Source organism: Halomonas heilongjiangensis (genome assembly GCF_002879645.1).
GTDB lineage: Bacteria > Pseudomonadota > Gammaproteobacteria > Pseudomonadales > Halomonadaceae > Halomonas > Halomonas heilongjiangensis.
The window spans coordinates 1-23,200 of record NZ_PNRE01000068.1 but is presented as its reverse complement, the minus strand read 5'-3'; the positions used below and the strand labels follow the sequence as shown (position 1 = coordinate 23,200).

Annotated in this window: 19 protein-coding genes and 1 pseudogene; 16 read left to right on the top strand and 4 right to left on the bottom strand. The window is 66.1% G+C overall.

Annotated elements, in window-relative coordinates; translation table 11 throughout:
* Window positions 1-236: 236 nt before the first annotated feature.
* Window positions 237-1,343 (top strand): FAD-binding oxidoreductase, encoded by a 1,107-nt coding sequence (locus C1H66_RS15460; protein WP_102628780.1) that lies wholly within the window; start codon window positions 237-239, stop codon window positions 1,341-1,343.
* Between the two features lie 89 nt (window positions 1,344-1,432).
* Here C1H66_RS15460 and C1H66_RS15455 read toward each other — a convergent pair whose 3' ends face one another.
* Window positions 1,433-2,593 carry a YncE family protein gene (locus tag C1H66_RS15455; protein WP_102628779.1) on the bottom strand — a complete coding sequence of 387 codons (1,161 nt, stop codon included), beginning with the start codon at window positions 2,591-2,593 and terminating at the stop codon, window positions 1,433-1,435.
* A 310-nt stretch (window positions 2,594-2,903) separates the two neighbouring features.
* Between C1H66_RS15455 and glyA the strand changes: the two genes are divergently transcribed.
* The 8 genes from glyA (at window position 2,904) to C1H66_RS15415 (ending at window position 12,918) form a co-directional block, all read left to right on the top strand.
* A complete protein-coding gene (gene glyA, locus C1H66_RS15450) occupies window positions 2,904-4,223 on the top strand; it encodes a serine hydroxymethyltransferase (RefSeq protein WP_102628778.1) in 1,320 nt (439 codons plus the stop codon).
* 59 nt (window positions 4,224-4,282) lie between these two features.
* Entirely contained in the window at window positions 4,283-5,533 is a 1,251-nt protein-coding gene (locus C1H66_RS15445; protein WP_102628777.1) for a sarcosine oxidase subunit beta family protein, read from the top strand.
* 50 nt (window positions 5,534-5,583) lie between these two features.
* Entirely contained in the window at window positions 5,584-5,934 is a 351-nt protein-coding gene (locus tag C1H66_RS15440; RefSeq protein ID WP_102628776.1) for a sarcosine oxidase subunit delta, read from the top strand.
* Window positions 5,931-8,969, top strand: a complete 3,039-nt coding sequence (locus C1H66_RS15435; RefSeq protein ID WP_102628775.1) for a sarcosine oxidase subunit alpha — start codon at window positions 5,931-5,933, stop codon at window positions 8,967-8,969. The genes C1H66_RS15440 and C1H66_RS15435 overlap by 4 nt, the downstream gene beginning before the upstream one ends.
* Window positions 8,962-9,600 carry a sarcosine oxidase subunit gamma gene (locus C1H66_RS15430; protein WP_102628774.1) on the top strand — a complete coding sequence of 213 codons (639 nt, stop codon included), beginning with the start codon at window positions 8,962-8,964 and terminating at the stop codon, window positions 9,598-9,600. Before C1H66_RS15435 ends, C1H66_RS15430 begins: the two co-directional genes overlap by 8 nt.
* A gap of 75 nt (window positions 9,601-9,675) precedes the next feature.
* Complete coding sequence (gene purU, locus C1H66_RS15425; RefSeq protein WP_102628773.1) at window positions 9,676-10,542, top strand: formyltetrahydrofolate deformylase; 867 nt, start codon at window positions 9,676-9,678, stop codon at window positions 10,540-10,542.
* Between the two features lie 223 nt (window positions 10,543-10,765).
* Window positions 10,766-11,191 carry a universal stress protein gene (locus C1H66_RS15420; protein ID WP_102628772.1) on the top strand — a complete coding sequence of 142 codons (426 nt, stop codon included), beginning with the start codon at window positions 10,766-10,768 and terminating at the stop codon, window positions 11,189-11,191.
* A gap of 59 nt (window positions 11,192-11,250) precedes the next feature.
* The gene (locus C1H66_RS15415; protein ID WP_102628771.1) at window positions 11,251-12,918 is read left to right on the top strand and encodes a BCCT family transporter; all 1,668 of its coding nucleotides are present in this window, start codon (window positions 11,251-11,253) and stop codon (window positions 12,916-12,918) included.
* 101 nt (window positions 12,919-13,019) lie between these two features.
* On the opposite strand, the gene C1H66_RS15410 is transcribed toward C1H66_RS15415, so the two are convergent.
* From C1H66_RS15410 to C1H66_RS15400, 3 genes are all read right to left on the bottom strand, one after another.
* Window positions 13,020-13,745 (bottom strand): 3'-5' exonuclease, encoded by a 726-nt coding sequence (locus C1H66_RS15410; RefSeq protein ID WP_102628770.1) that lies wholly within the window; start codon window positions 13,743-13,745, stop codon window positions 13,020-13,022.
* A 4-nt stretch (window positions 13,746-13,749) separates the two neighbouring features.
* Window positions 13,750-15,666 (bottom strand): DUF294 nucleotidyltransferase-like domain-containing protein, encoded by a 1,917-nt coding sequence (locus C1H66_RS15405; protein ID WP_102628769.1) that lies wholly within the window; start codon window positions 15,664-15,666, stop codon window positions 13,750-13,752.
* A gap of 140 nt (window positions 15,667-15,806) precedes the next feature.
* Entirely contained in the window at window positions 15,807-16,193 is a 387-nt protein-coding gene (locus C1H66_RS15400; RefSeq protein ID WP_102628768.1) for a DUF4168 domain-containing protein, read from the bottom strand.
* Between the two features lie 327 nt (window positions 16,194-16,520).
* Here C1H66_RS15400 and C1H66_RS15395 point away from each other — a divergent pair, with 327 nt between their 5' ends.
* The 7 genes and pseudogenes from C1H66_RS15395 to C1H66_RS15365 all read left to right on the top strand — a co-directional run.
* Window positions 16,521-17,462, top strand: a complete 942-nt coding sequence (locus C1H66_RS15395) for a DMT family transporter (RefSeq protein ID WP_102628767.1) — start codon at window positions 16,521-16,523, stop codon at window positions 17,460-17,462.
* Between the two features lie 208 nt (window positions 17,463-17,670).
* Window positions 17,671-18,810: an ABC transporter ATP-binding protein gene (locus C1H66_RS15390; protein WP_102628766.1), complete on the top strand. Its 1,140-nt coding sequence runs from the start codon at window positions 17,671-17,673 to the stop codon at window positions 18,808-18,810.
* Window positions 18,811-18,942: 132 nt separating this feature from the next.
* Window positions 18,943-20,061, top strand: coding sequence for an extracellular solute-binding protein (locus tag C1H66_RS15385; RefSeq protein WP_102628765.1), 1,119 nt, complete (start codon window positions 18,943-18,945; stop codon window positions 20,059-20,061).
* 90 nt (window positions 20,062-20,151) lie between these two features.
* Window positions 20,152-21,405: an ABC transporter permease gene (locus C1H66_RS15380; RefSeq protein WP_102628764.1), complete on the top strand. Its 1,254-nt coding sequence runs from the start codon at window positions 20,152-20,154 to the stop codon at window positions 21,403-21,405.
* Between the two features lie 4 nt (window positions 21,406-21,409).
* The gene (locus C1H66_RS15375) at window positions 21,410-22,261 is read left to right on the top strand and encodes an ABC transporter permease (RefSeq protein ID WP_102628763.1); all 852 of its coding nucleotides are present in this window, start codon (window positions 21,410-21,412) and stop codon (window positions 22,259-22,261) included.
* A gap of 286 nt (window positions 22,262-22,547) precedes the next feature.
* Complete coding sequence (locus C1H66_RS15370; protein WP_102628762.1) at window positions 22,548-22,919, top strand: hypothetical protein; 372 nt, start codon at window positions 22,548-22,550, stop codon at window positions 22,917-22,919.
* Window positions 22,920-23,011: 92 nt separating this feature from the next.
* Window positions 23,012-23,200: pseudogene (locus C1H66_RS15365) on the top strand (hypothetical protein); the annotation flags it as partial.

Below are 23,200 nucleotides of genomic sequence, written 5' to 3'. Positions count from 1 at the left end.
ATAAAAACAGGGCGAGTGTGGATCAGCGCGTGAATGAGGAGTTGTCTGCCGGCGACAGGCTTCGATGCGGGGGCGACAGACGAATCATGAAAAAGGGCAGCGAGTGGAAATCACGGGCATGCCCGTGTCGCTGACAGGCAAGTGGGGGCGCCATCAACTGGCGCAGAATTCCGCTCAACGACAGGCGGTGGCACTGCGGTCGGAGCCTCCCATGGTGCAGCCCAGGCGACACGAACATGACAATGAACTTCCTCAACCCCGTCACGACCCAGACCTGGACCAACGGCCGCCACCTGGTGCGCTGTGTCAAGGTGATCCAGGAGACCTGGGACGTACGCACTTTCTGCTTCATGGCCGAGCAGCCGGTGCTGTTCTTCTTCAAGCCGGGTCAGTTCGTGACCCTGGAGCTGGAGATCGACGGCGAGCCGATCATGCGCTCCTACACCATCTCCAGCTCGCCCTCGGTGCCCTACAGCTTCTCGATCACCGTCAAGCGGGTGCCCGGGGGCAAGGTTTCCAACTGGCTCCACGACAATCTCAAGTCGGGTGACGAGCTGGCGGTGCATGGTCCGGTGGGCAACTTCAATGCCATCGACTACCCGGCGGAGAAGATCCTGATGCTCTCCGGCGGCGTGGGTATCACCCCCTTGATGTCCATGGCGCGCTGGTTCTTCGATACCAATTCTGCCGTGGATATCGAGTTCGTGCACAGCGCGCGCACCCCCAAGGACATCATCTACCACCGCGAGCTGGAGCACATCTTCTCGCGCATTCCCGAATTCAGGCTGCATATCGTCTGCGAGCACAGCGACGCGCTGGGCGAGGCCTGGGCCGGCTTCCGTGGCTACCTCAGCCAGCAGATGCTGGAGCTGATGGCGCCGGATTTCCTGGAGCGAGAGATCTTCTGCTGTGGCCCCACGCCCTACATGAACGCCGTCAAGAGCCTGCTCAAGAACAACGGCTTCGACATGAGCCACTACCACGAGGAGTCCTTCGGTGCCACCCCGGCCGATGTGCAGGAGGAGGCGCTGGAGCATGCCGAGCTGGCCGAGGCGCAGGCCGAGGAGTTCGATGCGGCCGAGATGCTCAGCGTCGAGTTCTCCTCTACCGGCAAGAGTGCGCACATCCAGCCGGGCGAGACGGTGCATGCCGCCGCCGCCAAGCTCGGGTTGCATATTCCCAAGGCATGCGGCATGGGCATCTGCGGTACCTGCCGTGTCCCGCTCACCTCCGGCCAGGTCGAGATGGAGCATAACGGCGGCATCACCGACGAGGACGTCGCCGAGGGCTACATCCTCTCCTGCTGCAGCAAGCCGCTGGGCGACGTGGTGGTGGAATACTGATAGTGGCACGGTGCCGGTATCGACACGCCGCGAGGACCTGCGATACGGTCGAGTGATGTGGATCGTCACGGCCGGCGACCGGATCATGCTCAATGGATCACGCGTACTCCGATGCCGTGGAAGTCGCTCTCGGGGTTGCCTTCCGCCGGCTGGATGATCTTCACCACCTCCCGGGTCTCCACATCGATGACCGCAAAGCCTGGGGTTTCACCCTGGGCCATGTGCGGCATGGACACCGGGTTCGGGCCGCGCAGGGTCACGAAGGCGTAGCGGGAGTCAGGAGAGAAGTCCAGGATGTCCGGGGTCTTGCCGGTGTCCGCCAGGGTGTCGATCACCTCGAGCGTGGTGGCATCGATCACGATGCCGTCCGAGCTGCCTCGGTTCACCATCCAGATCTCCTGGCCGTTGGGCAGGTTGCGCACGCCGTGGGCATCGATGCCTTGGCTACTCTCGTCCTGACGCACGATGTCCAGCGTGTTCACGTCGATGGCATGCCATACGCCGATGTTCTCACCACCGCCGTTGAGCAGCATGTGTTGGCCATCCGGTGTCAGCATGGTGCCACAGTTGGTCTGCAGTTCGTCCGGCCCCCAGGCCTTTTCCAGCGTGAAGCTGGCGTTGTCCACGACGATCAGGCCGCCATTGGGCAGGGCCGGCCCCAGGGTGACGAAGGAGCGAGCGCCATCGGCCGTATCGAAGTGGCAGATGGCGGCCACGTCGTTGAAGTCATCTGCCTTGGCCTGGAAGACGGGGTCATCGGCGATGCGCAGCTCACGGCCCGGCTCGAAGCGTTCGTTCTCCAGATCAAGCCGGATCTCCACCAGCTTGCCGTCCCGCTCCACATCGGGGTCGCCGATGATGTCGGCCACCACGACCTCGTCGCCGGGACGCACGCCGGCCATGTGTGTACGTGGCCCGGTCTCGATGATCTCCACCACCGCGCGGTCCTCGGCACGGATCACGGCCACGTTGCCACTGCCCACGTTGGCGGTGAAGGCATAGCGCCCGTCGGAGGTGAAATCGATCATGTGCGGTACCCGTACCCCGTGGTCGCCCAGCGCAATGTCGGCAACCTCGCGCAGCTCCTGATCGTAGATGTGGATCTTGTGGGTGCCCTGATCCAGCGCCCAGATCTCGTATTGGCTGTCGCTGTCGGCCAGTATGGAACCGGCCTGCAGCAACAGGCCCAGACCGGCAACGCCGGCCACCAGGCACCGGGAATAACGTGCCGCCCGAGCGATGGCGTTCATGGCTGCTCCATTGTCGTTTTTTCAGGAAGGCCCTCGCAGTATAGGCGGCGGGGTGGGTCTTGCCTGGAGGAGGCGCGCCGAGGGGTGACCTGCCCCCGATCACGATCCACGCCAGGTTGCCGACCTGCTGGTGGGTTGCTTCGTGGCGAAGGTCTCGAGGTGGCGGGATTGTCGGAAAGACGACAGCGATGTCGCAAACGCATCGGGTCGTGACGTTTGCAAGCAGCATGGTGCCTCGATCCCGGGGATACCATCGCGGCAGGTGAACCCACCCATGATCTCGCCAACGACAACAAGCCGGAGCCCCGAGATGACCGACCGTGAAGGATACCGCCCCCAGGCCTCCCTGGCCGCCTATGATCCCGCCCTGGCCAGCGCCATCGCCGACGAGGTGGTGCGCCAGGAGGCCCACATCGAACTGATCGCCTCCGAGAACTATGCCAGCCGGCACGTGATGGCGGCTCAGGGCTCCCAGCTGACCAACAAGTATGCCGAGGGCTATCCCGGCAAGCGCTACTACGGCGGCTGCGAGTTCGTCGACAAGGTCGAGAAGCTCGCCATCGAGCGCGCCTGCGACCTGTTCGGCGCCGACTACGCCAACGTCCAGCCCCACTCCGGGGCCCAGGCCAACGCCGCGGCCTTCATGGCGCTGGTCAGCCCGGGCGATACCGTGCTGGGCATGAGCCTGGCCCACGGCGGCCACTTGACCCACGGCGCCGCCCCGAACTTCTCCGGCAAGCACTATCACGCCGTGCAGTACGGCCTGAACCCGGAGACCGGCGAGATCGACTACGCCGAGGTCGAGCGCCTGGCCCGGGAGCACCGGCCCAAGCTGATCATCGCCGGCTTCTCGGCCTATTCGCGGGTGGTCGACTGGCGCCGCTTCCGCGCCATCGCCGACGAGGTGGGGGCCTGGCTGCTGGTCGATATGGCCCATGTGGCGGGCCTGGTCGCCGCCGGCCTCTACCCGAGCCCGCTGCCCCACGCTCACGTGGTGACCACCACCACCCACAAGACCCTGCGCGGTCCGCGCGGCGGGCTGATCCTGTCTTCGCACGCGGATGAAACGCTGTACAAGAAGCTCAACGGCGCGGTCTTCCCGGGCCAGCAGGGCGGCCCGCTGATGCACGTGATCGCCGCCAAGGCGGTGGCCTTCAAGGAGGCCATGAGCCAGGACTTCGTGCGCTACCAGCAGCGGGTGATCGACAACGCCCGGGCGATGGCCAGCGTGTTCCTCGACCGCGGCTACGACGTCGTCTCCGGTGGCACCGACGACCATCTGTTCCTGGTCTCGCTGATCCGCCAAGGCGTCACCGGCAAGGACGCCGATGCGGCACTCGGTCGGGCCCATGTCACCGTCAACAAGAACGCGGTGCCCAACGATCCCCAGAGCCCCTTCGTGACCTCGGGCCTGCGCCTCGGCACCCCGGCGGTGACTACCCGCGGTTTCGGCGTCGAGGAGTGCACCGAGTTGGCCGGCTGGATCTGTGACATCCTCGATGTCCTGGCCGAGCAGGGCAACAGTGAGGCCGTGGAAGCCGAGGTGCGTGACAAGGTCGAGGCGCTCTGCGCGCGCTATCCGGTCTACGGTGACGCCGCCCCGCTGGCGCACGAGACATCCATCGCCTGAACCCGTTCGTCGGGGTGGTCCCCGACCAGCCGGTCGGGGACCGATCGAGGAGAGACAGCATGCAACGTTATTCAGGCTTCGGGCTGGTCAAGCACGCACTGAGCCACCACGAGAACTGGCAGCGTCAGTGGCGCAATCCCGCGCCGAAGAAGCAGTACGACGTGATCATCGTCGGCGGCGGCGGCCATGGCCTGGCTACCGCCTACTACCTGGCCAAGGAGCACGGCGTCAAGAACATCGCCGTGCTCGAGAAGGGCTGGCTGGGCGGCGGTAACACCGCTCGCAACACCACCATCGTGCGCTCCAACTACCTGTGGGACGAGGCCGCGGCGCTCTACGAGCACGCCATGAAGCTGTGGGAAGGCCTGTCCCAGGACATCAACTACAACGTGATGTTCTCCCAGCGTGGCGTGCTCAACCTCGGTCATACCCTGCAGGACATGCGCGACATCCAGCGCCGGGTCAACGCCAACCGCCTCAACGGCATCGACGGCGAGGTGCTCGACGCCAAGGGCGTCCAGGAGATCGTGCCGATCCTCGACTGCTCCAAGCGCGCCCGCTACCCGGTGCTCGGTGCCTCCTGGCAGCCCCGCGCCGGCGTGGCCCGCCACGACGCCGTGGCCTGGGGCTACGCGCGCGCCGCCGATGCGCTCGGCGTCGACCTGCTGCAGAACACCGAGGTCACCGGCTTCAAGATCCGCGACGGTCGCGTCTTCGGGGTGCATACCAACCGTGGCGACATCGAGGCGAAGACCGTGGGCTGCGTGACCGCCGGCAACTCCGGGGTGCTGGCGAAGATGGCCGGCTTCCGGCTGCCGCTGGAGTCCCATCCGCTGCAGGCGCTGGTCTCCGAGCCGCTCAAGCCGATTCTCGACACCGTGGTGATGTCGAACCACGTCCACGGCTACATCAGCCAGTCGGACAAGGGCGACCTGGTGATCGGCGCCGGCATCGATGGCTACAACGGCTACGGCCAGCGCGGCAGCTATCCCACCGTGGAGCACACCCTGCAGGCGATCGTCGAGATGTTCCCGATCTTCTCCCGGGTGCGCATGAACCGTCAGTGGGGCGGCATCGTCGACACCTGCCCGGACGCCTGCCCGATCCTGTCGAAGACCCCGGTGAAGGGGCTGTTCTTCAACTGCGGTTGGGGCACCGGTGGCTTCAAGGCCACCCCGGGTTCCGGCCACGTCTTCGCCGCCAGCCTGGCCAAGGGCGAGATGCACCCGCTCGCCGCCCCGTTCTCCATCGACCGCTTCCATACTGGGGCGCTGGTCGACGAGCACGGTGCCGCCGGCGTTGCCCACTGATTGGCGCAGATGCCCATAGCTTTCATCCCGAATGACGGGGGAACAAAAACATGTTTCAGATCTACTGCCCCTACTGCGAGGAGCTCCGCGAGGAAGAGGAGTTCCACCCCAAGGGCGAGGCACATATCGCCCGCCCGCTGGACCCCGAGGCCTGCAGCGACGAGGAGTGGGGCGACTACCTGTTCTTCCGCGACAACCCCCGGGGCGTGCACCACGAGCTGTGGGTACATGCCGTCGGCTGTCGCAAGTTCTTCAACATCACCCGGCATACGGTGAGCTACGAGATCCTCGAGACCTACCGGATGGGCGAGCAACCGACCATCACCGCCGAGAGTGTCTCCGGTGACCTGGCCGGGCGCGAGTCCGCCGCCACCGCCCGTCAGGAAGGAGTCCGCGCATGAGCCAGCCGAATCGTCTCGTCCGGGGCGGGCGCATCGACCGCACCCGCACCCTGAGCTTCACCTTCAACGGCCAGGCCTACCAGGGCCATGCCGGCGATACCCTGGCCTCGGCGCTGCTCGCCAACGGCGTGGACATCGTCAACCGCAGCTTCAAGTACTCGCGGCCCCGCGGCATCGTCGCCGCCGGCGCCGAGGAGCCCAATGCGGTCGTCCAACTGGGGGCCTCCGAGGCCGGCCAGGTGCCCAACGTGCGCGCCACCCAGCAGGCGCTGTTCGATGGCCTCTCCGCGCGCAGCACCAACGGCTGGCCCAATGTCCAGCGCGACCTGATGGGCCTGGTCGGCAAGCTGGGCGGCCAGTTCATGCCGCCGGGCTTCTATTACAAGACCTTCATGGCCCCGGCCTCCCTGTGGATGACCTACGAGAAGTACATCCGCAAGAGCGCCGGCCTGGGCCGCAGCCCGGCGGAAGCCGATCCGGACATCTACGATCACCTGCACCGGCATTGCGACGTGCTGGTGATCGGCGCCGGTCCGGCGGGGCTGACGGCGGCGCTGGCCGCCGCCCGCAGTGGTGCCCGGGTGATCCTCTGCGACGAGCAGGAGGAACTGGGCGGCTCGCTGCTCGACTCCCGCGAACTGCTCGACGACGAGTCGGCCAGCGAGTGGCTGGCCACGGTGGTCGCCGAACTGAGTGGGCGCCACAACGTCACCCTGCTGCCGCGCACCACCGCCAACGGCTACCACGACCACAACTTCGTCACCCTGCACGAGCGCCGCACCGAGCACCTGGCCGAGACCGCGCCGCTCGCCAATGGCCATCGCCAGGTGCGGTCTCGCCTGCATCGGGTGCGTGCCGGCCGGGTGATCCTGGCCACCGGCACCCATGAGCGGCCGCTGGTCTATGCAGGCAACGACGTGCCGGGCAACCTGCTGGCCGGTGCCGTCTCCACCTATATCCGCCGCTACGGGGTGGTGCCGGGCCAGAAACTGGTGCTCTCCACCAGCAACGACCACGCCTACCGCGCCGCCCTGGATTGGCAGGAGGCGGGGCGCGAGGTGGTGGCCATCGTCGACGCCCGCGAGGCGCCGGACGGTGAGCTGGTCGATCAGGCCCGTTCCCGGGGCATCCGGGTGGTCACCGGCAGTGCGGTGATCGAGGCCAAGGGCGAGAAGCGTGTCACCGCGGCCCGCATCGCCCGGGTCGATCTCGACCGCTTCGCGGTGGCCGGTGCGGTGGAGGAACTCCACTGCGATACCATCGCCAGTTCCGGCGGCTACAGCCCGGTCATCCACCTGGCCTCGCACACCGGTGCCCGGCCCACCTGGAACGACGAGATCCTCGGCTTCGAGCCGAGCCTGGTGAAGGGCGTCTCTGCCACCGGGGGTGCCCGGGGCACCTACGCGCTACCCCAGGTGCTGGCCGATGGCGCCGAGACGGGTAGCCAGGCCGCCGTGGCCTGCGGCTATACCGCCGCGAGCGTCGAGCTGCCGCGGGTCGATGCCATCCGCGAAGGCCAGGCCTGCGCGCTCTACCAGGTGCCCCACGAGAAGCCGACCCTGCGTGCGCCCAAGCAGTTCGTCGACCTGCAGAACGACGTCACCGCGGCGGGTATCGAACTCGCCACCCGCGAGGGCTTCGAGTCCATCGAGCACGTCAAGCGCTACACCGCCATGGGCTTCGGCACCGACCAGGGCAAGCTCGGCAACATCAACGGCATGGCCATCGCCGCGCGCTGCCTGGGACGCACGATCCCCGAGGTCGGCACCACGGTGTTCCGCCCCAACTATACGCCGGTGACCTTCGGTGCCATCGTCGGGCGTCACTGCGGCGAGCTGTTCGACCCCGAGCGCTACACCGCGCTGCACCAGTGGCACGTGGAGCACGGCGCCGAGTTCGAGGACGTGGGCCAGTGGAAGCGCCCCTGGTACTATCCCCAGCGTGTCGCCGGCAAGCTCGAGACGATGCATGAGGCGGTGGCCCGGGAGTGCCGGGCGGTGCGCGAGGCCGTCGGCATCCTCGACGCCTCGACGCTCGGCAAGATCGACATCCAGGGCCCGGACGCCCGGGAGTTCCTCGGTCGCATCTACACCAACAAGTGGGAGAAGCTCGCCGTCGGCAAGTGCCGCTACGGCCTGATGTGCAAGGACGACGGCATGGTCACCGACGACGGCGTGACCAGCTGCCTGGCCGACAACCACTTCGTGATGACCACCACCACCGGCGGCGCCGCGGCGATCCTCGAGTGGCTGGAGCTGTGGCACCAGACCGAGTGGCCGGAGCTGGACGTGACCTTCACCTCGGTGACCGATCACTGGGCGACCATGACCATCACCGGGCCGGAGTCGCGCAAGCTGCTGGCGGAACTCACCGACATCGACCTGGATCGCGATAGCTTCAAGTTCATGGACTGGCGCGAGGGCAAGGTCGCCGGCGTGCCGGCGCGGGTCTTCCGCATCTCCTTCACCGGCGAACTGACCTTCGAGATCAACGTCCAGGCCCACTACGCCATGCACGTCTGGAAGGCGCTGTTCGAGCACGGCGAGAAGTATGGCCTCACGCCCTACGGCACCGAGACCATGCATGTCCTGCGCGCCGAGAAGGGCTTCATCATCGTCGGCCAGGACACCGATGGCTCGGTGACCCCGGAGGACCTGGGGATGCAGTGGTGCGTGGGCTACGACAAGCCGTTCTCGTGGATCGGCAAGCGCGCCCTGACCCGCAGCGACACCGCGCGGGAGAACCGCAAGCAGCTGGTGGGCCTCAAGCCGAAGGACAAGGCCGTGGTGCTGGAGGAGGGCGCCCAGATCGTCCTCGACCCCAAGCATCCGGTTCCCGTGCCGATGGTCGGCCACGTGACCTCGAGCTACTACAGCCCGACCCTGGACAGCGGCTTCGCCCTGGCGGTGGTCAAGGGCGGCCACCAGAAGCTCGGCGAGACCGTCTACCTGCCCATGGCCGACGGCCAGGTCCATGAGGCCGAAATCGTCAGCCCGATCTTCGTCGATCCCAAGGGAGAGCGTCAGCATGTCTAACGTGAACATCTACGACAGCCGGGCCGATGCGGCCATTCCGGCCGAATCGCCGCTGGCCTTCTCCTATCATCGCAGCGGGGCGCCGGCGGCCGGCGCCGCCAGCCGGGTGGTGCTGCGCGAGCGGCCCTTCCTCGGCCACCTGATCCTGCGCGGCGGGGCCATCGTGCTCGACGAGGCGGTGCGTGACGAGCTCGGCATGAACCTGCCCGGCCGGCCGCAGGGGCTGGTGCTGGATGCCTCCGGCGAGCGGTCGATCCAGTGGCTCTCGCCCGACGAGTGGCTGCTGATCGTGCCCGGTGGCGAGGAGTTCGCGCTCGAGGGCCGCCTGCGCGAACGCCTCGGCGACGCCAGCTTCGCCATCGTCAACGTCAGCGGCGGCCAGACCCTGCTCGAGCTGGAGGGAGACGCCGTGCCGGAGTTGTTGATGAAGTCGGTGATCTACGACGCGCATCCCCAGCACTTCCCGGTTGGCAAGGGGGTGACCACGGTGTTCGCCAAGACCACCACGATCCTGCGGCGCCCCGACGAGTCGCGCTGGGAGCTGGTGATCCGGCGCAGCTTCGCCGACTACTGCTATCGCTGGCTGCTGGATGCCGGCGAGGAGTACGCCATCGGCGTCGTGGCGGCGTGACTCGATGACCCCGAGGGGTCACACACCCGGTCGGGCCGGGGCATGCCCCGGCCCGATGTACTGGAGGGGCCGAGAATGAGCCAACCCGCCGATACCTGGATCCTGGCCGCCCAGTGCCCGAGTCGCCTGGGCACCGTGGACGTGGTCACCCGCTTCCTCAAGGGGCAGCGCTGCTACATCACCGAGCAGCAATCCTTCGATGACCGGCTCAGCGGTCATTTCTTCATCCGTACCGAGTTCCGGCCCGAGGACGAGGGCTTCGACGCCGAGACCTTCCGCGAGGCGTTCTCGGCGCGGGCGGCCGAGTTCGCCATGACCTTCGAGCTGACCGCGCCGGGGGCACGCATGCCGGTGGTGATCATGGTCTCGAAGGCCGATCACTGCCTCAACGACCTGCTCTATCGCTATCGCACCGGCCAACTGCCGATCGAGATCCGGGCCGTGGTCTCCAACCACCCGGACCTGGAACCGCTGGCGGCCTGGCACGACCTGCCCTACCACCACCTGCCGATCACCCCGGAGACCAAGGCCGAGCAGGAGGCCAGGGTCTGGCGGGTGATCGAGGAGACCGGCGCCGAGCTGGTGATCCTGGCGCGCTACATGCAGGTGCTCTCGAGCGAGATGTGTCGCCGTCTCAGCGGGCGCGCGATCAACATCCACCACTCGCTGCTGCCCGGCTTCAAGGGCGCGCGGCCCTACCATCAGGCCTACGACAAAGGGGTCAAGCTGGTCGGGGCCACCGCCCACTACATCAACGACGATCTCGACGAGGGCCCGATCATCACCCAGGGGGTGGAACCGGTCAGCCATGCCGACTACCCCGAGGACCTGGTGGCCAAGGGGCGCGACATCGAGTGCCTGACCCTATCCCGGGCGGTGGGCCTGCACGTGGAGCGTCGGGTGTTCCTGCATGCCAACCGCACGGTGGTCTTCTCTCGCTAATCCATCCCTGGCGGTGCAGGCAGCACCCGGGTGCCGAGATTCATTGTAATTCGGCACTGCCCTGCACATGGCGTACCATTGTCAGGGTATGTCCAAGGGCCGGCCACGATCGTTTGACGAAATGAATGGCGTTACCCTTAGGGCGCCCCACACTGGAGAGCATGGAGACCGTATCGATAACCACCCACAACAAAAGCCCCCCCAGGGAGCAAGGAGACTGAGCATGTACCGCAAGATCATGGTGCCGGTGGACCTGGCACACCTCGACGTTATCGAGCCCGCCCTGAAGACGGTGGCCGATCTGGCGCGTCACTATGACGCCGAGGTCTGTTATGTCGGGGTCACGGCCACGACACCGGGCAGCGTGGCCAGAACCCCCGAGGAATACCAGCAGAAACTCGAGACCTTCGCCCAGCAGCGCTCCCAGGTGCACGGCCAGCCCGTCAGCACGCACCTCATCACCGACCCCGATCCTATCGCCGACCTCGACGATCTCTTGATCGAGGCCATCGATGCGGTGGGTGCGGACCTGGTGGTCATGCCGACCCACCCGCCGCAGCACCTGGACGTGCTGGTGCCATCCCACGGCGGCACGGTCGCCACCCACACCGACGTGTCGGTGTTCCTGGTCAGGCCCGCCAAGCAGTGAGCGCCTGCCCCGACACCGCCCGACAACAAGAACCTGACGAACTGAAGGGAGAACGCTCCATGGAAAAGCATTCTCGTGACGAAGGCGCCGCAGCAGCGAGCCAGCCTTCGGAAGGCATCCCGGCCCCGGAAGGGCCCGCCAACCTGATCGACACCGACTACGTGATCGGCCAGGACAACATCACCATCAGCCCCCTGGGGATCAACCTCGACCTGCACGGCAAGGTCTTCACCTTCTCCTCGCTGGTGATCCTGTTCTTCGTGATCATCACCCTGGCCCTGCAGGACCAGGTCGAGCCCATCTTCAATGCCATGTTCAGTTTTCTGACCGGGAACCTGGCGTGGTTCTTCCTGCTGGCCGCCAATATCTTCGTGGTCCTCTCCATCGTGCTGATCTTCACTCCTCTGGCCAAGGTTCGGATCGGCGGCATGCATGCCAAGCCGGACTTCAGCTACCTGGGCTGGTTCTCCATGCTGTTCGCCGCCGGCATGGGCATCGGCCTGATGTTCTACGGGGTCTCCGAGCCGATCACGCACTTCGACACCGCCCTCGGCGGCGTTGCCGCGGAGAATGGTGCACGCACCGACTGGGCGCCGCTGGGTGCCGCCCTGGGCGACGAGGAAGGCGCCATTTCACTGGGCATGGCCGCCACCATCTTCCACTGGGGGCTGCACCCCTGGGGGATCTATGCCGTGGTGGCCCTGGCGCTGGCGCTGTTCTCCTATAACAAGGGGCTGCCGCTGACCATGCGCTCGATCTTCTACCCGATCCTGGGCGAGCGCGTCTGGGGCTGGCCGGGCCACGTCATCGACATCCTGGCGGTATTTGCCACCCTGTTCGGGCTGGCCACCTCGCTGGGGCTGGGTGCCACCCAGGCCACGGCAGGGCTCGGCTACCTGTTCGGCGTGCCCGCCACCAACACCACCATGGTACTGCTGATCATGGGCATTACCGCCGTGGCGCTGGTCTCGGTGGTGCTCGGCGTCGACAAGGGCGTGAAGCGGCTGTCGCAGCTCAACATGGTGATGGCCTTCCTGCTGCTGGCCTTCGTGATCGCCGTGGGCCCGACCCTGATGATCATCACCGGGTTCTTCGAGAACCTGCTCTCCTATGCCGTGAACCTGCCGGCACTCTCCAACCCCTTCGGCCGCGAGGACGCCAACTTCACCCAGGGCTGGACGGCCTTCTACTGGGCCTGGTGGATCGCCTGGTCGCCCTTCGTCGGCATGTTCATCGCCCGGGTCAGCCGCGGGCGCACCGTGCGCGAGTTCCTGATCGCCGTGCTGCTGGTGCCCTCCGTGGTCTCGGTGCTGTGGATGACCTCCTTCGGCGGCACCGCCATCGACCAGGCCATCAACCAGGGCTTCGAAGGCGTCCGGGAGGCCGCTCTCGAGTTGCAGCTGTTCGAGATGCTCGGCCAGTTGCCGCTGACCGCCATCACCTCCTTCGTGGCCATCGTGCTGGTGATGGTGTTCTTCATCACCTCCTCGGACTCCGGGTCACTGGTGATCGATTCCATCACCGCCGGCGGCAAGGTGGATGCCCCCAAGCCGCAGCGCGTGTTCTGGGCTATCATCGAAGGGGCCATCGCCATCGCCCTGTTGCTGGGCGGCGGCCTCACGGCCCTGCAGACCGCGGTGATCACCACCGGTCTGCCCTTCACCCTGGTGCTGCTGGCGGCCTGTTACGCCATCGTCAAGGGCCTGATGAGCGAGCCCAGGGCCTGACCCGACTCAAGCCAGCAACGAAGGAGGGCGGCCTGCGGGCCGCCCTCCTTCGTTTCGACACCGGCTTGCGGCACTCCGACGGCCTGGCGGCCGCCGAGACATCAACTCCAGAGCTGTCCCACCGGCGTCTCGGGCGCGTAGCGCGCGGCGATCTGCGCCTGCAGCAGCTCGGCGGTGGCCAGGGCATCGGTCAGGGCATGGTGCCCCTGGTAGGCGGGCAGGCCGTAGCGGGCCCGGCTGTTCTGCAGGCGGATCGAGACCGGCGGGCGGCCCATCCAGCGACGGAACCGGGCCCACAGCGACTGACGATGGATCCGCGCCTCCAGCGACATGGTGTCGATCACCGGGAAGCGGACGCCCTCGCCGAGCCGGGCCTGGACCGCCGCATCGAGGAAGGGGCGCTCGATATGGCGGTAGTGGACCACCACCAGGCGTCCGGCCAGGGCCTCGAACAGGTCGGGAAGCACCACCTCCAGGTCCGGCGCATCGGCCACCTCGGAATGGGTGATATGGTGATAGGTCACCGACTCGCGGCTCAGCGGGCGCGGCGGGCGCACCACCCAGTAGCGCCGCTCGGCGAGGCGGATACGCGACAGGTTGAAGGGCACCAGGCCGATGCTGACGATGGCGTGCCGCCGGGCATCGAGCCCGGTGGTCTCCATGTCCATGGCGACCATGGGGACCTCGGCGATGGGGGTCTCGGGGGCCGGGCAACCGGTGGCGAAATAGTCGGCGAGCAGCGGATGGCGCCTCCGTGCCGCTCGGTCGGCCAGGTAGGCCGGCCAGTCGGCCGACGCGCGGTGGCGAGCCGGACGCAGGTTAACCATCGCCCTAGTGCCTCCGGCGGTCGGCAGTGGAGGGGATGGGGTAGCGGAACTTGAGGAACTTCTGGGCATTGCTCAGCACCTGGAAGGCATCCTTCAGGTTGTGCCGCTCGTCGTCGGCGACGTTCCCCGGCTCGATGTTGTTGTCCGGGGCGCGCTCGTGCTGCAGGTCGATCACCTGATGACGAATGCGCGACATGCTGAGGAACTCCAGGGCGTAGCGTAGCTTGTCGCTCACCCCGGGGGCCAGCAGCTGGGTGCGGTCGATGTCGTCGAGCCGCGAGAAGCTGTTCTGGGCCCGGGAGCCGCAGGCCAGGGCATGGATGCGGATCAGGTCGGTGAGCGGGGCGGTGCCGCGCCGCTTGAGGTTGATCGAGTTGTTGTGCTTGCCGTCCTTCTCCATCACGAAGGTGCGGAAGAAGCCCAGCGGTGGTGTGCGGTTCAGCGCGTTGCGCGCCATCGCCGCGAGGAACAGCGGGCTCTTCGGCGCCAGCTCGGCTACCAGGTCCTGGAGCTGCTCGACGAAGACGTTCTCGCCATACACCGGGTCCAGGTCGAAGAAGATCGAGCTGTGCAACAGGCGCTCGGGGGTGGGGTCACGGATCCAGTCGCGGAAGTACCCCTTCCACACCGACAGCGGCTGGCGCCACTGCGGGTTGGTGGCCATGATCTCGCCCTTGCAGTAGGGATAGCCGCAGGCATCCAGGCCGTCGCTGACTCGTTTGGCCAGTTCGAGGAAGTAGGTGTCGTGGCGTTCGGGATCGAAATCGTCGGCAAGCACCAGGGCGTTGTCCTGGTCGGTGACGACGCTCTGCTCGTTGCGCGCCATGGAGCCCATGGCCATGAAGCAGTAGGCCACCGGCGGCGGCCCCAGCTCCTCCTCGGCCAGTTCCAGCAACCTGCGCGTGAAGCTGCGCCCGATGGTGGAGAGCGCACTGCCGATCATCCGCGAGTCGGCGCCGTCCTCGACCATGCGCACGAAGGTCGCACTAACGTCCGGGGCGAGCCGTGCCAGCCCGGCGGCGCTGGGCTGGCTGTAGATGTTGTTGACCAGGTAGAGGCTGGAGTGGGTCTCGTAGCGGATGATGTCGGAGAGGTGGACGATGCCCACCGGATGGCGGCGGTACATGACCGGCAGGTGGTGGATGTTGTTGCGCAGCATGATGAGCATCGCCTCGTAGACCGATTCGTCGGACTGGATGGCGATCGGTCGGTCACCGATCACCTCGCCCACCGGCGTGTCGGGCGGCAGCCCCTCGGCCACCACCCGCTTGCGGAAGTCGCTGTCGGTGAGGATGCCGCACACCTGCCAGGCGCGCTCCTCGCTGTCGCGGAAGGTATAGCGCGGGTTGTCGCCGGGCGCATCGAGCACCAGTATCGCCGAGGCTCCGTAATCGGTGACCTGGCGGGCCGCCTCCTGCACCGTGGTGGCAGCCTCCACCATGACCGGGTAGCGCGTGACCAGCTTGCGTACCCGAGTGATCATCATGTCGTTGTTCTTCTTCTGCTGCTCCACCGCGCTCTCGAGACGGGGACGCAGCAACTCGACGAAGTCGGCGAAGAGCTCGTCCTCCTCGCAGAGCCGATGGAAGATTGCCTCGGGGATGAAATAGATGAGGGTGTCTTCCATCGCCCGCACGGGATAACGGACCCGATGGTTCCGGAGCAGGCTGAACTGCCCGAAGATGTCGCCTTCACCACGACGATTGTAGAGCTCGCCGTTGCGGCGGTAGACCTCCACCGCCCCGCTGCGGATATAGCAGAGCTCGTGGAGTTCCTGGTCGAGGAGCAGGATGTCGCTGCCGGCCTTGAAGTAGGCCACCTCCACGCTACCCGCCAGCTCGTCGAGCAGATCGTCGGAAATCGCATCGAAGGGCGGGAAGCGCCCCATGTGCTGGCGAATCTCCAGCAGTTCAACGTCCATGCGTCAGGCTCCGGCAATCGTCTCGGTCCCGACCAGTCTGGAGGCAAGGCCCCGGGCTGTAAAGCCACCCCATACGACGAGGGCCACCCCGTGACGGGGTGGCCCTCGGTACCGCTGGCCGCGGTGAGCGCAGGATTCCCTCAGGAGGGATTCGCCATCTCCTGAACCCGTTGCATCAGCTCGGGGTCCTGCTGGATGGCCTGGCCGATGGCGTTGAAGGTATCCACGTCGAGACCGCTGTCCTCGACCACCTCGACCATCCTGTCGTTGGCTTCCATGCGCACTTCCTGCTGGGACGCTTCGTCGTCGGCAGCCTGCAGTCGCTCGGTGTACTCCTGGGAAATCACGGCGATCTCCTGGGAGGCATCGGCGAACTGCTGCAGCTGCTCGTCGGAGAAGTCCTGGGCCGGAGCCGCCGCCTGCGGCTGCTCGGGCGCCTGGGCCGGGTCCTGCTGGGCATGAGCCGTGGCGGTCATCATGCCCGCGGAAAGCAGGGCAGCCGAGAACAGTGCAGTCATCCTTTTCATGAATACCTCCAGGGTGTTGCGGTATGAATGGCCTCCCTGAGACGACGGCGAGCGGGCCCCGTTCAGAATTTTCATGTAATTAAATGAAACAAGAAGTACGTGCAGATTAACATCCGTAGCCTTTGAGAGACGCCATGAGTCACCGCTTCGCCATGAGGACCGCCATGGGCGCGTTCCGGATGAGTACTGGCAAATGATAAGTAGACTCATTGTCGATTAAATTTTCCGCTCTGGACATCGCACTTTGCTAAACCGCGGTGGCACAGTATGGTCGAAGCCGTCTCCATCGATGCCCCTGGAACCCCTGACCCGGATGTCGCCCTCGAAATGACCTCATCGTCCGCCTCCCCGCTCTCCTCGGCCTGGCTGGCCGCCATGCCCATCCTGTTCGTGGCGCTCTGGAGCACCGGCTTCATCGGCGCCAAGTTCGGCCTGCCCTACGCCGAACCCTTCACCTTCCTGTTCGTGCGCTTCGTGTTGACCCTGGCGCTGCTGGTGCCGCTGGTCCAGCTGCTGGGAGGCGGCTGGCCCCGGGGAGCACGGCTGTGGGGGCATATCGCCGTCTCCGGGCTGCTGGTGCACGGCGCCTATCTGGGCGGGGTCTTCTACGGCATCTACCAGGGCATGCCGGCGGGACTGGCCTCGCTGCTGGTGGGGCTCCAGCCGCTGCTGACCGCCGTGCTCGCCGGGCCGCTGCTCGACGAGCGGCTGGCACCCCGCCAGTGGGTCGGCCTGGCGCTGGGGCTCGCCGGCATCACCCTGGTACTCGGCGGCAAGCTGGCTCCGGGTGACGGCCTCTTCCAGGGCTTCGGCATCGGCGCGCTCGCCAGCGTGCTGGTGGCGCTGGTCGGCATCTCGCTGGGTACCCTCTACCAGAAGCGCCACTGCGTGGGGATGCCGCTGCTCTCGGGTACCGTGGTGCAATACCTGGGTGCCGGGGTGGTACTCGGGCTGGGGGCGCTGCTGTTCGAGGAGCGCCGCATCGACTGGACCCCGACCTTCGCCCTGACCCTGGGCTGGCTGGTGCTGGTGCTGTCGATCGCCGCCATCCTGCTGCTGATGGCGCTGATCAAGCGCGGCGAGGCCTCGCGGGTCGCCAGCCTCTTCTACCTGGTACCCCCGGTGACGGCGCTGGAGGCCTGGATCCTCTTCGACGAGCGGCTCCCGCTCCCGGCGCTGGCGGGCATGGCCATCGCCATCGCCGGGGTGGTGCTGGTCGTCAAGGGGCGGGCACCTGCCTCCGCGTCTCCAGGTGCCATGCGGACGTAGCAGACTTTCCAGGGGGTGTGTACACGGGTGTTCAACTCTAATTGTCCACAGCGGGGATTGCGATGCTCCCCGTGCAGCACTTATTGTCGGTGCTACACATTAGGTTACAAGAATTAGGTTACAAGAATAAATCACTCAGGTCCTGTGATGCGGCGGTGCCGGGTCGGATCACTCGCCTTGCCGCAGCGGGACTTTACCGGGAGTTTGCATGAACGAGACCCTTGCAGAAGCCGGGGAGGAAACGGCAGCGACAATAGAAGCGTCGTCGTGTTTTGCCCGTTTCGTCAATGTCCAGAAGAGTTATGACGGTGTCGAACTGGTCGTCAAGGGGTTCAACCTGGATATTCATCGGGGCGAATTCGTCACCCTGCTGGGCCCCTCGGGCTCGGGAAAGACCACCTGCCTGATGATGATGGCGGGGTTCGAGACCCCGACCCACGGCGAGATCCTGCTCAAGAACGAACCGATCAGCGGCCTGCCGCCCCACAAGCGGGGCATCGGCATGGTCTTCCAGAACTACGCCCTCTTTCCTCATATGACGGTGGCCGAGAACCTCGCCTTCCCGCTGGAAGTGCGCCATCTCTCCCGGGAGGAGATCAAGCGCAAGGTGGCGCGTGCCCTGGCGATGGTGCGCCTCGAGGAGTTCGGTGACCGCCGCCCGGCCCAGCTCTCCGGTGGCCAGCAGCAGCGGGTCGCCCTGGCCCGGGCCCTGGTCTTCGAGCCCGACCTGGTGCTGATGGACGAGCCCCTGGGGGCGCTGGACAAGAACCTGCGCGAGGAGATGCAGTACGAGATCAAGCGGATCCATGCCAGCCTCGGGGTGACCATGATCTACGTCACCCACGACCAGACCGAGGCGCTGACCATGTCGGACCGCATCGCGGTGTTCAACGACGGCGTCGTGCAGCAACTGGCTTCCCCCGAGACCCTCTACGAGGAGCCGGAGAATGCCTTCGTTGCCTACTTCATCGGTGAGAACAATCGCTTGGTCGGCGAGGTGGTGGAGAACAGCGGCGAGCGCTGCCGGGTGCGCCTCGACAGCGGCGAGACGGTGCTGGCGAGGGCGGTGGCCTCGGGAGGGGCAGGGTCGCGCACCACGCTCTCGCTGCGCCCGGAGCGGGTCGATATCCTCGTCGGTGGCGAGGACACGGACCACGACAATCGCTTCCACGGCGAGGTGATGGAGGTCATCTATCTCGGCGATCACCTGCGCACACGGCTGCGTGTCTGCGGCAACGACGAATTCATCATCAAGACGCCCAACGCCAAGGGACATCCGGCGCTGACGCCGGGGCAGACCATCGAGGTCGGCTGGTCCTGGGGGGACTGCCGCGCCCTGGATGCCTGACTCCCCGCGTGTTCGGGCAGACGGAACCCGAGCAGGCTGTTGCAGGGAAGGATGCCGGGTCGCGGACCCGGTGCCGGCAGGAGTGCCGGACGAACGACGACACAAGCGTGACAACAACAAGTGGAGAATCCAATGAAGAAGCGGGAAGTGATCAGTCGCAAGGGCCGTCTCGGCAGTGCCATTGCCGTGGCCGGCGTCACCACTATCGGCCTGGCGGCCACAGTCCAGGCCCAGGAGACGCTCAATATCGTCTCCTGGGGCGGGGCCTACAGCATGAGCCAGCAGAAGGCCTATCACGAGCCCTGGACGGAGATGAACGGCGGCGAGATCGTCAACATCGACCGCAGCGGCAACGCCCTGGCCGGGCTGCGTGCCCAGTTCCAGGCCGGCAACGTCACCTGGGACCTGGTCGACATGCTGCCGTCGGATGCCATGATCGCCTGCGCCGAAGGGCTGCTCGAACCCCTGGATCATGACGAGCTGCTGGCCGACGCCCCCGACGGCACCCCGCCCAGCGAGGATTTCGTCGACGGTGCCCTGGGCGAGTGCTTCGTCGCCTCGATCGTCTATTCCAACATCGTCGCCTTCAACACCGAGATGTTCCCCGAGGACAACCAGCCCAGCACCATCGCCGATGTCTTCGACCTGGAGAACTTCCCGGGCAAGCGGACCCTGCTGCGCAAGCCGATCAACAACCTCGAGTGGGCGCTGGTGGCGGACGGCGTGGCCCCGGAAGACGTCTACGACGTGCTCGAGTCCGAGGAGGGCATCCAGCGGGCCTTCGCCAAGCTCGATACCATCAAGGACGAGGTGATCTGGTGGGAGGAGGGCGCCCAGCCGCCCCAGTTGCTCGCCGACAAGGAGGTGGCCTTCGGTTCGGCCTACAACGGGCGGATCTTCGATGCCATGGTCAGCGAGAACCAGCCCTTCGAGATCATCTGGGATGCCCAGGTGTTCGAGCTCGACGGCTGGGTGGTACCCACCGGCAAGCTCGACAAGGTCAAGGACTATCTCTACTTCGCGACCGATACCCAGCGCCTCGCCGACCAGGCGAAGTACATCTCCTACGGCCCGGCGCGGAAGTCCTCGGCGGAGTTCGTCTCGACCCATGCCGAGACCGGCATCGAGATGGAAGAGCACATGCCGACCTACGGTCCCAACTTCGCCACCGCCATCCCAAAGGATGACGAATTCTGGGCCGACTACAACGACGAGCTGACTCAGCGCTTCGACGCCTGGCTGGCCCAGTGAGGCCGCGCCGCCACCCGCCCGGCGGGTGGCGGCACCTGTCGTTCCCGCCGATGATCCCGATCGCTTTCTTCGCCCGATGGAGAGGCCTGCGTGTCCGAATCACCCCCTGCTCCCCTGACCACCGCCGATGGCGTGCCGCTCAAGGTCAGCCTGCGCCGCGCCGTGCGCCGCTCGAAGGTCAAGGCCTTCCTGCTGGTGTCGCCGTTGTTGCTGTTCCTGGTGGTCGCCTTCGTCATGCCGATCTTCGACATGCTGTGGCGCAGCGTCGACAACCCCGAGGTCTCCACCCAGCTGTCGCGTACCGTCGCGGCCCTGGAGGGGTGGGACGGCGAGTCGCTACCCGACGAGCCGGCTTTTGCCGCCCTGGTGGAGGACCTGCGCGAGGGCCAGGCGGCCCGCAACCTCGGGCTGCTGTCGAGCCGCTTGAACTACGAGAAGTCCGGCATGCGCTCGACGATCACCCGCACCGCGCGATCGGCGCACGCCATCGAGCCGCCCTACCGCGAGGCGCTGATCGAGATCAACGCCACCTGGGGGGAGCTCGACACCTGGAAGCTGATCCGGCGCGAAGCCTCGCCCTATACGCCCTCCTACTATCTGGCGGCGGTGGATCGCCAGCTGACCCCTGACGGCGAGCTCGTCAAGGTGCCGCCTCATCTCGAGATCCATGTGTCCCTGTTCTGGCGCACCTTCTGGATGAGTGCCGTGATCACCGGCATGACCCTGCTGCTCGGCTACCCGGTGGCCTTCCTGCTCGCCAACCTGCCGCTGCGACACTCCAACCTGCTGATGATCCTGGTGCTGCTGCCGTTCTGGACCTCGCTGCTGGTGCGCACCACCACCTGGATCGCCATCCTGCAGTCCCAGGGGGTGCTCAATGACATGATGGTGGCCATCGGGGTGATCGCCGACGAGGCGCGCTGGCAGATGATCCACAACAAGACCGGCACCATCATCGCCATGACGCATATCCTGCTGCCGTTCATGATCCTGCCGCTCTACTCGGTGATGAAGACCATTCCGCCGAGCTACATGCGCGCCGCCCGCTCGCTGGGCGGCAGGCCCTTCCTCAGCTTCCGGCGGGTCTACTTCCCGTTGACCATCCCTGGCATCGCCGCCGGCGGCATCCTGGTGTTCATCCTGTCGATCGGCTACTACATCACCCCGGCGCTGGTGGGCGGTCAGTCCGGGCGCTTCATCACCAACAACATCGCCTACCACATGCAGACCTCGTTGAACTGGGGGCTCGCCGCGGCGATCGCCTCGATCCTGCTGTTCGTGGTGGTGGTCTTCTATCTGGTCTTCAATCGCCTGGTCGGCGTCGACAAGGTCAAGCTGGGGTAATCCAATGGCCATTCCTTCCTATGCCACCCGTGGCGAACGCCTCTGGCACTATGTCTTCCTGGGCCTCTGCGCACTGGTCTTCCTGTTCCTGGTGGGACCGCTGCTGATCATCATCCCGCTGTCGTTCAACGCCCAGCCCTACTTCACCTTCAGCCAGGAGATGCTGACCTTCGACCCGGCGGGCTACTCGCTGCGCTGGTACGAGGACTTCTTCACCTCCCGGGCCTGGCTCGGTGCCATCAAGAACAGCTTCATCATCGGCATCGCCTCGACGATACTGGCGACGGTGCTCGGCACCATCGCCGCGCTGGGGCTCTCCAGCCGTCACATGCCGGCCCGGGGGGTCATCATGGCGCTGCTGATCTCGCCGATGATCGTGCCACTGATCATCTCCGCTGCGGCGATGTTCTTCTTCTTCTCCAAGGTCAACCTGGCCCAGACCTACCTGGGGGTGATCCTGGCCCATACCGCCCTGGGCATTCCCTTCGTGGTGATCACCGTCACGGCGACCCTGTCGAGCTTCGACACCACCCTGATCCGGGCCGCCCACAGCCTGGGCGCCAACCCCACGCGCACCTTCTTCAAGGTGGTGTTGCCGCTGGTGACGCCGGGGGTGGTCTCGGGAGCGCTGTTCGCCTTCATCACCTCCTTCGATGAGGTGGTGGTGGTGCTGTTCATCGCCGGGCCCGGTCAGCGCACCATGCCGATCCAGATGTGGTCGGGCATCCGCGAACAGATCAGCCCCACCATCCTGGCCGTGGCGACCCTGTTGGTGCTGCTCTCGATGCTGCTGCTCACCACCCTCGAGTTGCTGCGCCGTCGCGGCGAGCGGCTACGGGGGCTCACGCCCGGCTGATCTTGCGGCGCGCTTCGAATGCGACGGGGAGGCATCCAGCGGATGCCTCCCCGTCGCATTTCTGGCCTGGCATCGGCGAAACGCACCGGGGCTCGTCCGTCGCGATGAGGCAGTCCTGACCCATGTGTCAGTTTGCACCAGCGTACCAGCCCCCCTGGCAAGCGAGGAGAGGGCCGTATGCTCTTTTCATTCTATTGATATTAAAGGTTTTTTTTTGAAGTGGCCGTGACTGGCATGCCTTGTGCTGCTTCAGGGTGAACATGGAACGACAGGGGGGACCTTCCACATGACGCACGACAAGCAGACTCGTATCCCCGGCACTGGACGCCGCCTGGCAGCCGCCGCCTCCATCGTGGCGCTGTCGTTGGGCACCCTGACCCTGGCCGGCTGTGGCGACGACGACGACATGCCACCGCTGGAGCAGGATGCTCCCATGGAGGAGCCGGCTCAGGATCCCGGCATGCAGGATGGTGCCGGAGCGAATGAGGAGCCCATGGGCAGCCAGGAACCGATTCAGGAACCGATGGAAGAGGAGCCCATGGGGAGCGATGAACCGATGGAAGAGGAGCCCATGGGGAGTGATGAACCGGTGGAAGAAGAGGACCCCATGAGTGGCGATGAACCGATGTTGGGTGACGAGGAGGAGGAAGACTCCTGATGAGGGTCACCCGACCTCACGTATGCCAGCCGTCGCGGCGGCCGGCGACACAAGCTGATTCTCCAGCGAATGGAAGTGGATGGAGGTGCAAGATGATGTCTCAGGACTTTCTCAAGAAGCTCGGTATTCTCGGTGTTTCCTTCGGCCTGATGGCCAGCCCGCTGGCTTTCGCCGATTTTCACGAAGAGGATCCGGCGGCACCGGCCGACCCCGCGGCGCCGGCCGAACCGGCAGACCCGGCGGCACCGGCCGATCCGAGCATGGATCCGACTGCCCCGGCC